A 12590-nucleotide genomic window follows, 5' to 3' on the forward strand; every position below is an offset into this window, starting at 1 on the left:
GATCTAGTCTCCCAGGTAAGACTTCAGTTCACGGACAACTTCTTCCAGGGTGACCGCCCTGGCTTCGCCCTCGGATATAGGCCGGCCGAACGGCAGTGCTACCTCTTTCCCCTTTTCCCGCGCTTTCTTCGGCAGCTCACCCAGGTTTTCAAACCACTTTCTGGCAATATTGTAGGGGGTGTGAAAACAAAAACGGTGCTCGCCGTATGCCACCCTGAACTCAAACAGGCTGTAGTAGTCCTCTTCCTTTCGGCACTGCGGGCAGCCGCCGTGATTTATTTTGTATTGTAGATAACCGAGGCCCATATTTTGAGCTTTCAGCCGGCACCCGTCGCACAGCAGGACCTTCTGGCCGCCTTCAATAAAGACAATATCCAAACCTTCCGCCGCTGTAAAATCCCGCACGAACTTTTTTAAAACATTTTCTTTTAAATCATAGAGATATTCTTCCCCACCTTTGGCGTAATGGTTCAGGTGATACAGAAAAAACGAGGCGCGCAAAAGCAGGGCCGCCTTTTCCGGGTAATTTTCCAGGGAAAGCAGGAAATTCTTTTTTATGCCTGTATGCCTCAACGCCCTTTCCACGTCGTCCACCCTTTTGAACGCGGCTCTCCTGGCGCCGAAACGCATGTTTTCCTCATAATGCCATTTTCTCCGCAATTGCGGCATCCGGGGTAAAAGATCTATTACTTCGTTCCTGTCAAAATAGTATTCCTCTCCTGTTTTATACTTCTTTGTGTCCTTCACCTCCAGGACGCCTTCCCGCACCAGCCTGCGGACGGAGGACGGAGTAATCCCCAGGGTTTCACCCACCTCGGCAGCCGACATGTATTTTCCATCCAAACCCATGCGCAATCCTCCCCACAGCGGCAACAACAATAATCTTTATTTTATCACTCACCGGACGTTATAACGATTCTACCCAATCTCCAGGGATAATATCAAGTCATAAAAGCAGATGCCCGTTAATATATAGAACCGTAAGAAACATTTGTCCACACGCGGAGGGCTCTCATATGCCTGATCTATATCAATTTATCAACACTTCCGGGATCCTGAGAGAGCTGACAGGGCAAATTTTTAAGCCTCTCGTGGCAATCCTGGGGCCATTTAACTCCGGCAAGTCGACACTTATAAACAGCCTGCTTGGACTCAAGGTCAGCCCGGTCGGAGTCATACCAACGACTTCCCGACTGATTTACTTTGATTACGGAAGTTCCTTCAGAGCGGCAGTGTATAATTTGCACCGGAAAGAAGTATTTCTGCAGCCGTCTGAGCTGTACTCTTTTCTGGCCAGAGAAAAACCTTCCGGCGGCCGTGTTGAGATCGAGCTGCCCTCCCCTGTTTTAAACAAGTGCCGGCTTTTGGACACTCCCGGCATAGACTCTCCCGATGCGGATTCAATAAATATCTCCACACAGGCGGCTAAAAAAGCCGATAAGATTATTTATCTATTTCACCAGCGGGGTATTGAAGATAGCAGCCGTCTGTTTTTATATAAGCTTGCTTCAATCTGGAAAAACAATTGCCTTAACGATATTTCTTTCTGGCTGAACTGCAACCTGGGGGCAAGCGACGGCACTTCACTGGAAGTAACCCGCTCAGCGCTCAGGGAAATATTTTTGAGCCCGGTAAAGCTTAACACGATTAATACGTACCTGCGGGACAACATTGAGACAATTCAGCTTTTTTTAGAAGTGCAGCTGGCCCGGGAATACTTCCGGCAGGCTGCAGGAGAACTGAGAAAAATTGATGCCGGTATCCCGCAAAGATTAAAAAAAGTCGCCTCAATTAATGACGAAGCGCTTTTCCTCTCAGAGTTCTGGCGGATGGCGGAAACCACGAGGACGGTCCTGGAAGCCGGACGGATTATCCATACCATCCCCTTGTTTGTTAGAGAACTGGACAACAGGCTGGAGGCAATGAACGCGGCCAACCTTAAAGGAATGGACGTAAAAATCGGCGGTACGGCATACAAGCCCAAAACACATTCAATAAGAGAAAACCGTAAGGCCCTCCTGGATCTCACCGGTCAGCTTGCTAACGATAATGTGATAAAAGACTATATAGACCGCCACAGCCTGGAAGAACTGTACCGAGCCATCGAAATCGAACGTTTTACCGTGGCAGTCGCAGGCGGCTTTTCAACCGGCAAATCAACTTTTATCAATGCCCTGTTAAAAGACGATTTACTCCCTGCCGCCGATGGCCCTAAAACAGCGGCGATTACCAGGATTACGCACGGAAGCGCGAAAAAAGCCGTTATTTACACACCGCTTCAGACCACCCTGCAGTTCTATGAACGCGTTGGGGAAAAAGCAGTCCTGAACCGGGATGCGCTGGATGCCCTGGAAAGGTGGATAACAGCAGAAGTATCAGGCATATCGGTTCTCGAAGCATTTTTTGACGGGAGTTTTAAAGTTGTTGACGCCCGGCAAATGGCCGGGCTGATTAAAAAAACAAGAGAATTGTTCGCCGCGGGCGCTTTCGCCAGGACATCCCATACTGCCCTGCCGGCCTCCTACAAACGCATTCCGCTTAAAACGTTAAAAGGCGGCCATGTGCCGCAGAAGACCAGGGTGACTTTTAAAAACGCCGGCGCCAGGGAATTCGACATCACGGAGCCGGCAGCAAGGCAGGAATTCTGGCAAGCCATGGGACAGGACTGCGCGCTTAAAATCAGTGAAGTGGAAATTCAATATCCCTCAGAGTTTTTAAAACTAGCGGTACTCATCGACACACCAGGCCTGGACTGGATCCAAAGACACCACCGCGAAAAGGCGTCGTCCAGCGTAAAAAACAGTGATATCTGCCTGGTTTTCCTGAACGGCAAACACATATTAAGCGATATGGAAAGGAATAATTTCGAGTCCTTATTCTGGCTTAACGATACGGGAAACGCCGGTTCAAAGGATCTCCTAAAAGAAGAGGAGAAAATATTTTATGTAATCAGCTTCGCTGACACCCTGACCCTGCCGCAGCGGGAGTCCGTCTACAACTATGTCATGAGCTTCCTTGCCAAGTCACCATTCCATGGGAAAAAGAAAAAAACAAAGCCGAAAATATTCATGATCTCCGGCCTGAAAGGGCTCACCGGCTCTGAAAGCGGGATCAGCAGCCTGTTGAAAAGTATCGAAGAGGTCGTCCTGGAATATCGCGGCAGGAGCTTTTACCTCGGCAGGCTAAACGATCTGTATTCCATCCTTGACTCGGCTTCCCGGAGAATAAACAGTGAGGTCCAATCGGGCCGGCACCCTTATGATCAGAAAAAAATCCTGCGTGCCGCGCAGCAGAGATTAAGGGAATACAAATCACAAATAAAAAGTGTCCGAAACACAATTTATGATTGCGGGAGGTTTGAAATCAGTGGAAAACGCGAGGCTTTTGGACGAGCGGCTGAGGAGGATTATAAGTGAGGTGGGCAAACGCACCGGCGGTGAAATTAATAAATCCCTTCTGAGTGATTTTGAACACAGCGTACAGAGCATCCTGGATGAACGCTGCCGGCGGGAAACAGCCAGGTTTCTGACGCTGTTTAAAAAGGCTGTTGACAGAATTTAGTTTAAAAGGAGGTGTTAGTATGGAACAAATGGACCGGACTGCTGTTGAAAAAGCCGGGGACGAGTTGATTCAAAAAATGCTCGGCGATATTCTTTTTGGATTAAAAGCTAAGATGGTGCAGCCTGTTATTGACGGAAACACCAAAATAACCTCCCGCCTGGAAGAATTTGAGGCCGGCAACCGGGTGAGGATCGCTGAAATATTAGATAGGCTTGAAACGCTGGAAAGCGAGGTCCAAAAATTACCCCTGGTTATACTCACCGCCATAAGAGACGCTATCAACCAGGCTGGCGGAGGAAATTAAGATGACAGTTGAAAAGCTTCCGGAACAGGGTGAATTAGTCAGGTCGCTGGCATCGACCATACACAAAAATATGGTGGCGCCTTCCGCTGACCGGGCAGATATTGTTAACAGGGAAATACAACAAATGAGCCAAAAGCTGGCGGTGTTGGAAAAGGAACTTGATCGTCTGGACCGGTTCTGCCGGACGACGAGGTTTTGGGCCTGCTCACTGGCGGCTGGCGCCGCCCTCCTATCAATCGTGCTATACTTAATAGTCTCATAAAAAAACGGCGCTTTGCGCCGTTTTTATCCGCTTTTTTGTCCCCTGTCATTCTTCATCATGGCGTAAACAAATGCGGTCGCTCCGGAAATGACCAGGACTTTTACCACAAAACTCATTGTTTCAGCCTTGAATCTTGTTTTCTCTTCTTTTAATTTTACCGCCGGGTCAGATTTTAAATCAATATAAGTCCCCTTAGTTTCAAACTGAACCAGCTGCTTTTCAAGCTTTGCCATTCTTTCTTCATGTTTTGATATACCGCTCATAAAACTAATAACCTGAATGGCAAGGAAAGCCAGGGCAAATAAAATTAGAAGCGTCCGAGGGTTATTCACAAACATTCCCCTTTTTTTGTCTAATGGATCTTTTTTGATGAACTGCGCGGTAAAATAAATTTAATAAATTTGTGTTATTAATAAATCCAACTTATTCTTAATAATATTGTCGCAAAATATCAGTAGAAACATTTAAATTATTTAACTCTAATACAAATTATAAACTACATTTATATATAACACAATCTGTAAGCATTTTTTCATATAAGAACAATTTCAATATGGTATAATTATCCTGTAAAAAAGAGGGGGTATCACGATGCCTTACGCGGTGATCATGGCAGGCGGGCGGGGCGAAAGGTTCTGGCCGCGCAGCAGGATGTCCAGGCCAAAACAATTTTTAAACCTCATCGGCGACAAAACAATGCTGCAGTTAACAGTTGAGCGAGTTGAAAAACTCGTCGGCATAGACAACACATATATAGTGGCGGGATCGGATTTTAAATCCATTATTTCCGAACAGGTCCCTCACCTTCCCGGAGAGAACATCATCATCGAGCCTTTCGGGCGTGACACGGCCGCCGCTATTGGGCTGGCAGCATTAACACTGGAGCAGAAAAATCCCCGTGAAGTTATGATCGTGCTGCCGGCGGACCATTTCATCGGCAATATTCCCCGTTTCCATGAAGTTTTACGCAGCGCCGCGGCCGCCGCAGGCAAAAACAACTGTATCGTAACCCTGGGCATCACCCCGCACAGCCCTGAAACCGGTTATGGATATATACAGCGCGGCGACTTGCTGGACCATTACGGCGGCACGCCTGTTTTCCGTGTTATCCGGTTTTTGGAGAAACCTGATTACAAACGCGCTTTGGAGTTTCTGAACAGCGGGGACTACCTGTGGAACAGCGGCATGTTCATCTGGCGGACAGACCTTATACTTAAAATGATTGAAAAACATGCGCCCCTGCTGGACAAAGGCTTAAAAGAGATCGGGCAGTACCTTGGCAGCGGCCAATATGACGATATGCTTGAAAAAGTATACAACGGACTGCCGAAAATATCCGTGGACTACGGAATTCTTGAAAAGGCCGACAGCGTCCTGGTCCTGCCCTGCGACTTCGCCTGGGATGACATCGGTTGCTGGACGGCAATTGGGAGTTACTCCGATAAAGACGAAAACGGCAACGTTTTCATGTCTGAAGGTGTAATAATGGATACCGCCGGCACATATGTTTTTTCCCGGGACAAGCCAGTGGCGGTACTGGGTGTGGCAGATCTGATCGTGGTCAACGAAAGCGACAGCCTGATGATCTGCCATAAGAGCCGCGCCCAGGAAATAAAAAATGTCGTGAGGACGCTCAAAGACAAGGGGTTAGAACATTTGCTTTAAAAACCTGAAAATGAATAGGAGGTAGGCAGTATTGGCAGATATTAACCCGCAAATTTTCCGGCAGTATGATATCCGCGGGAAAGCCCAAAGGGATTTAAAAGACGAAACAATCGAGCTTCTGGGGAAAGCTTTCGGCGCTTATGTTAAAAAGTCAGGCAGCAAGCAGGTCCTGCTCGGCAGGGACAACCGGCTCAGCTCAGACCGCCTGCGGGAGGCTATCAGCAGGGGGCTTTTATCCGCCGGCTGTGACGCGGTTGATATAGGCCTGGTGGTAACGCCGGCATTATACTACGCCCGCATCCATTATGGCATAGACGGCGGCATAATGATCACCGGCAGCCATAACCCGCCTGATGAAAACGGCTTTAAACTGGCTCTTGGCGGCGGTACTATTTATGGCGATGAAATCCAAAAGCTTAAGGATATGATGCTTGCAGGAGCCTTCCCGTCCGGGCCGGGCAACCTGGAGGAACGGGACGTGCTGCCCCACTACCTGTCCATGTTAAAAGAAAAAATAGTGCTGGGGCCGCGCAGGTTAAAGGTGGCGGTGGACTGCGGCAACGGCACCGCTTCCCTTGTCGCCGTTCAGATTCTGGAGAACTGGGGCTGTGAGGTTATCCCTCTCTACTGTGAATCTGACGGCTCATTTCCCAACCACCAGCCAGACCCGGTCAAAACTGCCAACCTTACTGAACTGAGGAAAACTGTAAATGAAAAAGGCGCGGACCTGGGCATCGCGTTTGACGGCGATGCCGACAGGATCGGCGTCGTTGACGAGACAGGCGCAATCATCTGGGGAGACATGCTGATGTGCCTGTACTGGCGGGAGATTATGGCAGCATACCCCGGCGCGCAGGCCATTATCGAGGTGAAATGTTCCCAGTCGCTGGTCGATGAGGTCGTCCGCCTGGGAGGCAAACCCTTCTTCTATAAAACGGGGCATTCTCTGATCAAGGCAAAAATGAAAGAAATCGGCGCCGTATTTACCGGAGAAATGTCGGGGCACATTTTCTTCGCAGACGAATATTACGGCTATGATGACGCATTCTACGCCGCGGGCCGCCTCTTGAGGATACTGTCCAACAGCGACGAACCGCTTTCAAAAATGCTGGCCGGCATACCCAAATATTATTCAACTGCGGAAACAAGGGTGCCCTGCCCGGACCAGGATAAGTTCAGGGTGGTAAAGGACCTGGTGGAGCAATTTAAACGTCAATATGAAGTAATAGACGTGGACGGGCTGCGGGTACTGTTCGGAGACGGCTGGGGGCTGGTCAGGGCTTCCAATACCCAACCGGTCCTGGTTACCAGGTGCGAGGCAAAGACCACGGCAGGACTGGAAAGGATCTGCGGCATTATGATGGGCGCCCTGGAGAAATACCCCGAAGTCGGAAAGTTTAGCTGGGAGTATTAATACTTAAAGTAACAGCCGGCCGAAAGCCGGCTGTTACATCGGGGACATATCTCGGCCCAAAAGAAATGCCAAAAATAGAGATGTGTCCCCTTTCCGCTGTCTTGGTACCGTTTAACAACAGCCATACGTTGTACGTTGTGTCCCCGTACCGCTGTCTTGGCGCAGATCCCACGTCCCACGTCTCACGTCTCACTTCTCACGTCTCAAAAGGGTGTATCCCATTTCCTCCAAACCCATATTATATATAATAATGCTTTTATTGGAGAGAAATCAAATGGTACACACAAACAACGCACCGGAGCTTCTTGACGCGCTCAAAAGCAATATGGCGGCGCAGATAAACTGGCTGAAAAGCTGCCAGATCCTAAAGCCCGGCAATCCTGCTGACGGGGCTATCACCAGGTACCCGGACCAGGGCTGGATAACGCCGTATTTCTCAAATTTCGCCGCCATGGCTATGCTGGAAGATCCCTCCTGCCACCCTTCAGTTGAGCGCTACCTGGACTGGTACCTGCGAAACTTGGAGGATAACGGCACTATCCTTGACTACCATTACGATGAAAATTTCAATTTCAAGACTGCCGCGCCTGATTCTGAAGACGCCTATGCGGGGACCCTCCTCTCCCTTGCTTTTAATTATCACGAAAAAACAAGCCGTACACACTGGATCAGGGAAAACCTCGAAAGATTAAAAAAAGTGGCAAAAGCTATAATAAAACTGATGGACCGCGACGGCCTGACGTTCGCATTGGCCGGTTACAGGGTAAAATACCTCATGGATAACTGTGAAACATACCGTGGCCTGGCAGATTTTGTGCTGCTGCTTGATCTGCTGGGAGATCAGGAAACACGATATTTTAAGAGCAAGGCGGAGGCTATAGCCGGGGGAATTGAGAAGGTCCTCCTTAACCGCCACAGGGATTGCTACCACCCGAGCAAAACAGGCTGGATAAAGCCGGGCATCAACTTAAAAAAATTTTACCCCGATGCCACGTGCCAGTCATTCCCCGTGCTTTACGGGCTGATCGAACCTGAATCAGGCAGGGGCGCCCGCCTTTATAACCTTTTTAATGAGTACCACGGAAATTGGGTGACTATAGAGCCGCCTGACTACCCCTGGATGATCCTGGGTCTGTACGCGTGCCTGCACGGGGATTACAGCAGGGCTTATGAAAAAATCCGCCACGCCAGGGAAGTATTTATAGACACCGGGTCCGGCAATTGGTTCTGCGCGGAGAGCGCATTCTTCGTACTTACCTGCGCCAGGTTGATCCGGGACCATGACAGGTGGCTCCGGTAAGTGTTTATGGCCGGCCATGCACCGGAATGCCCGGGAAGAATACCCTCTTTGCGTATAAGACAGCACGTTGAAATTATGCTAAAATCTAATATATCCCAGGCAAAAACAAAGGAGAAGACCGTGCAGAATAATATTTATGTTGAGACCGCCGCCGCCCTGGCCAAAAAGGCCGGCGCAATAATAAGGGACAAGTTCGGCGGGAACTTTGAGAGAGGTTATAAATCATGTCCCTCAGACCTGGTTACCGAGGTGGACCGTATGTCAGAGTCATTAATTACCGGGGGGCTGAGCGAGAAATTTCCCGGGCATATCATTATCGGCGAGGAAAACAGCGGATACGTTAAAGACATACCGGAAGGTTTTGCCTGGTACGTGGATCCGCTGGACGGCACCACCAATTTTGTTTACGGCATCCCTTTCTGCAGCGTTTCCATCGGGCTGGCCCGCGGCGGGAAAATGGTGGCCGGAGTGGTATACGACCCGTTTCGTGACGAATGCTTCAGTGCGGCCACGGGTTGCGGGACAAGCCTGAACGGCAGGCCGGTAAGGGTCGACCATACCAGAAAATTGCTCAGAGAGGCACTCCTGGTTACAGGCTACCCGGAGAATAAAAAATTCAGTGAACGGCTGTACAGGATAAACTACCAGAAAGTGGCCAAAAGCTGCGGCAACCTGCGGGCGCTTGGTTCAGCCGCCCTGGAACTGGCCTACATTTCCTGCGGGCGCCTCACAGGCTTCTGGGAAAACACCCTGATGCCCTGGGATGTGGCTGCCGGTTCACTGCTGGTGGAAGAGGCCGGCGGAAAGGTCACGGACATCGACGGCAACGCACTAACACTGGAAAGTTATCTTTCCATCACGGCATCAAATAGCCTGGTCCACGAGGAACTTTTAAGAACACTCCAGTAATACTCTTCCAATCTCGCGTATAAACACATTGACAAGCGCATACTAATGATGATTTTCCCCCTTCAGCCGGTAAAGATAAAATGTTAAATGGCGGTGAAGAATATAAGAATTCAAAATTCCTTACCTGAAATGCCCGCGGCAATTATCGGAAATTCTAAAATGCTGGCGTGCCACAGGGAGAATGGCGAGATCTACAGGCTCTTCTGGCCGCACATTGAATACGGCCAGCACCTGGGCCATTTCTGGCCCGGTATAAGAGTCGCATATCCTGAATGGCAGGGTTTTACCAAATGGTTCCACTTAAACATCTGGAAGAATTCTCAGCGATATATAGAAAACACAAATATTTTAGAAACATCGCTGGACAGCCTCACCAATCGCCTGAGGGTTATCCAGAGCGACTTTGTCCTGCCGGACAGCGATATCCTGGCCAGGCATTATGAACTTATTAATGGCAGTGAAAAAAATGAAAAGATTACATTCTTTGTATACTGCGCTTTTAACATAGAGGAATCTGCGGTGCAGGACGGCGCCTATATTGATTTTTCCAATAATTCGCTGGTTTTTTTCCGGAGAAATATATACCTCGCCCTGGCGGGGTCCGGTTACCCGCTGGCGGGATACCAGTGCGGCAGGCACGGCACCGCGTCCGACCCTTACCAGGATGCTTCAAAAGGGTATCTCCAGGGAACCCGTGACAATATCCTGCAAAGCGCGGGAAGCCTGGCCTGGGACCTGGGTGAACTAAAGCCGGGTGAGCATAAAACCTTCAGCCTTTACCTGGCGGCGGGTGATAAGGAGGAACAGGTGAGGACCCTTCTGGCGCAGGCCTGCTCAAAAGAAGGCACGCTCTGGTTGGAGAAAACAAAACAGTTCTGGCTTGGCTGGCTGGAGCCGGGCCGGCGCCTGGCCGGAGAACAAGCGCACAAGGCTTATAACAGGTCTCTGCTGACCATGAAGCTGCTGACAAGCAAAGAGACAGGCGCCTCCATCGCGGCACCTGAGTTTGACCCTTATTATACTGCCTGCGGCGGTTATGGCTACTGCTGGCCGCGTGACTCCGTATTTATAACAGCGGCCCTGGACGAGGCCGGATACCACGACCTTGCTTCACAGTTCTATGGTTTTACCGCATCAATACAACAGCGGGACGGCAGCTGGCACCAGCGCTATTATACGGACGGTTCGCCGGCGCCTTTCTGGGGGAAACAAATAGACCAGGCCGGCTCGGTCTTGTGGGGTTACTGGCATCATTACAGCCTCACCGGAGACGGACGTTTCATTGAAAAAATTTGGCCGTCACTGGAGGCCGGGGCAAATTATCTTTCAATTAGTATCCAGGAAAACGGCCTGCCTGCGGCCAGCTTCGACCCCTGGGAAGATTCATACGGCCAGGGGACATACTCCGCGGCGGCAGTCTGTGCCGGCTTAAGAGCTTCTTCGGATATAGCCCGCGCCAGAGGTGAGAAGGAAAAATCCAGATACTGGCTAGACAGCTCTGAAAAAGTAAAGGAAAGCATCCTGAATCACCAGTGGTCTGATCAACGCGACAGTTTCATCCGCGGAGTAAACCATAAAGTCTATAAGGACCACTACGACCATGCCCTGCACACGGGAGAGAAGGCTTTCATCACGGAAGACCCCACCGGGCTTTACGTCACCCACTGGGCAGGCGAGGACAGGCGCATTGACGCCGCCCTGCTGGGCCTGGTCTTCCCCTTTGCGGTCCTGGAGCCCGCGGACAAAAAAATAATCGCCACAGTCCGCGCTATCGAAGATAGCCTGTGGAACCACAACGCCGGAGGCATTCACCGCTATGAAGGAGATGGTTACCGGGGCGGCAACCCATGGCTGATCACAACACTCTGGCTGGCCTTATACCATTGTACAGCCGGAAACCGGCCCCGGGCTGAAGAGCTTTACCAGTGGTCCCTGGCACAGGCCAACGTGCACCTGCTGCTGCCGGAGCAGGCGGACAAACACCATGGCGGGCCCGCCTGGGTAATGCCTTTGAACTGGTCCCACGCCATGTTCGTGCTAACACACCTGGCTCTTAACGGCAGGCTGTCATTGCCGTCCAAGTCATAACTGCCGGAAAAAAATAAATAATGCATCCATACTAAGCCTGTTTATCTTGTTTAACTGTTTCCAGTTTTATTCGCTTACTACTGCTGATTCACCCATTTCGACGCAAAAGCGAAGGTGCAAAATGAGCGGCAAGGAACCAGGCAGCAAAAAAGTTTATTTACCATCACCGGAAGGAACCAGGATATTAATAACCAATCTCCTCTTCATAATTGCCGGAGCCTTATTAATATCGTTCAGCCTGAACACCATCCTGATCCCTTACGGCTTGTTAGCCGGCGGTATAACGGGACTGTCATTAATTCTTTTTTACTTGTTCAAAATTCCGGTTTTTATAAGCATACTGGTTCTGAACATCCCTGTTTTCTGGTGGGGCGCGAGAGAGATCAGCCGCAGTTTTTTCTTTTATAGCCTGGCCGGGACAGTCGCGCTCAGCGTCCTGCAACCGGCAACCTACGGCTATATCCAGCCCTTCCAGCTGGATATGGTCCTGGCGGCCGTTTTTGGCGGCGCACTGAGCGGAGTCGGTTTCGGGCTTATATTCAGGGGACACGGAAGTACGGGCGGCACTGATATCATTTCTGTAGTTATGAGAAAAAAGAAAAGTCTCGGCATCGGCGAGGTAAGTTTTTACTCCAACCTGCTTGTTATCATCATATCACTGTTTTTCTTCCCGCTTAATATCGGCCTCTACACAATCATATCCATATTTATCACAGGCAAAATGATCGATGTTATAATAACAGGCCTGAACGTCAGCAAATCGGTATTTATCGTATCCAATAAATCTTCTGAAATAAGCGTTAGGATTATCGGTGAACTGCACCGGGGGGTAACTCACCTGGTGGGGGAAGGCGCGTTTACCCACCATGAAAAAACTATTATAAACTGCGTTATCAACCGGTTTGAACTGGCCAGGATGAAAAAGATAGTCGCTGAAACCGACCCCGACGCCTTTATGTATATTTCAGACGCCAGCGAGGTCCTTGGCCGGGGCTTTTCCAGGTCAAGATGAAAAGGCTCTCCTTCTTTCTGGAGAGCTTAAATATTTTGGTATTTTTCGTTAACTAATTGTAATTATTTATTTAAA

General features: G+C 49.8%; 12 protein-coding genes. 10 read left to right on the top strand and 2 right to left on the bottom strand.

Features of this window, described 5'->3' with window-relative positions:
* Positions 1–3: 3 nt before the first annotated feature.
* On the bottom strand, positions 4–849 hold the full coding sequence (locus tag ACOBQJ_RS06830) for a helix-turn-helix domain-containing protein (protein ID WP_421070991.1): 846 nt from the start codon (positions 847–849) through the stop codon (positions 4–6).
* 167 nt (positions 850–1016) lie between these two features.
* Between ACOBQJ_RS06830 and ACOBQJ_RS06835 the strand changes: the two genes are divergently transcribed.
* From ACOBQJ_RS06835 to ACOBQJ_RS06850, 4 genes are read left to right on the top strand one after another with little or no spacing between them, the layout of a single operon-like run.
* A complete protein-coding gene (locus ACOBQJ_RS06835; RefSeq protein WP_421070992.1) occupies positions 1017–3416 on the top strand; it encodes a dynamin family protein in 2400 nt (799 codons plus the stop codon).
* A complete protein-coding gene (locus ACOBQJ_RS06840; RefSeq protein WP_421070993.1) occupies positions 3367–3561 on the top strand; it encodes a hypothetical protein in 195 nt (64 codons plus the stop codon). Before ACOBQJ_RS06835 ends, ACOBQJ_RS06840 begins: the two co-directional genes overlap by 50 nt.
* A gap of 19 nt (positions 3562–3580) precedes the next feature.
* Positions 3581–3865, top strand: a complete 285-nt coding sequence (locus tag ACOBQJ_RS06845) for a hypothetical protein (protein WP_421070994.1) — start codon at positions 3581–3583, stop codon at positions 3863–3865.
* A 1-nt stretch (position 3866) separates the two neighbouring features.
* Positions 3867–4127 (top strand): hypothetical protein, encoded by a 261-nt coding sequence (locus ACOBQJ_RS06850; RefSeq protein ID WP_421070995.1) that lies wholly within the window; start codon positions 3867–3869, stop codon positions 4125–4127.
* Positions 4128–4150: 23 nt separating this feature from the next.
* On the opposite strand, the gene ACOBQJ_RS06855 is transcribed toward ACOBQJ_RS06850, so the two are convergent.
* On the bottom strand, positions 4151–4459 hold the full coding sequence (locus ACOBQJ_RS06855; protein ID WP_421070996.1) for a hypothetical protein: 309 nt from the start codon (positions 4457–4459) through the stop codon (positions 4151–4153).
* 259 nt (positions 4460–4718) lie between these two features.
* On the opposite strand from ACOBQJ_RS06855, the gene ACOBQJ_RS06860 reads away from it, so the two are divergent.
* The 6 genes from ACOBQJ_RS06860 to ACOBQJ_RS06885 all read left to right on the top strand — a co-directional run bounded on the left by ACOBQJ_RS06860 (position 4719) and on the right by ACOBQJ_RS06885 (position 12515).
* Positions 4719–5792: a mannose-1-phosphate guanylyltransferase gene (locus ACOBQJ_RS06860; RefSeq protein WP_421070997.1), complete on the top strand. Its 1074-nt coding sequence runs from the start codon at positions 4719–4721 to the stop codon at positions 5790–5792.
* A 31-nt stretch (positions 5793–5823) separates the two neighbouring features.
* Positions 5824–7206, top strand: a complete 1383-nt coding sequence (locus tag ACOBQJ_RS06865; protein WP_421070998.1) for a phosphomannomutase/phosphoglucomutase — start codon at positions 5824–5826, stop codon at positions 7204–7206.
* A gap of 274 nt (positions 7207–7480) precedes the next feature.
* Positions 7481–8506, top strand: coding sequence for a hypothetical protein (locus ACOBQJ_RS06870; protein WP_421070999.1), 1026 nt, complete (start codon positions 7481–7483; stop codon positions 8504–8506).
* A 48-nt stretch (positions 8507–8554) separates the two neighbouring features.
* Positions 8555–9415, top strand: a complete 861-nt coding sequence (locus ACOBQJ_RS06875) for an inositol monophosphatase family protein (RefSeq protein ID WP_421071000.1) — start codon at positions 8555–8557, stop codon at positions 9413–9415.
* 87 nt (positions 9416–9502) lie between these two features.
* Positions 9503–11503, top strand: coding sequence for a glycoside hydrolase family 15 protein (locus tag ACOBQJ_RS06880; protein WP_421071001.1), 2001 nt, complete (start codon positions 9503–9505; stop codon positions 11501–11503).
* A 121-nt stretch (positions 11504–11624) separates the two neighbouring features.
* Positions 11625–12515, top strand: a complete 891-nt coding sequence (locus ACOBQJ_RS06885) for a YitT family protein (RefSeq protein ID WP_421071002.1) — start codon at positions 11625–11627, stop codon at positions 12513–12515.
* The last annotated feature ends 75 nt before the right edge of the window (positions 12516–12590 follow it).

The organism is Pelotomaculum propionicicum, assembly GCF_048984525.1.
Classification (GTDB): domain Bacteria; phylum Bacillota; class Desulfotomaculia; order Desulfotomaculales; family Pelotomaculaceae; genus Syntrophopropionicum; species Syntrophopropionicum propionicicum_A.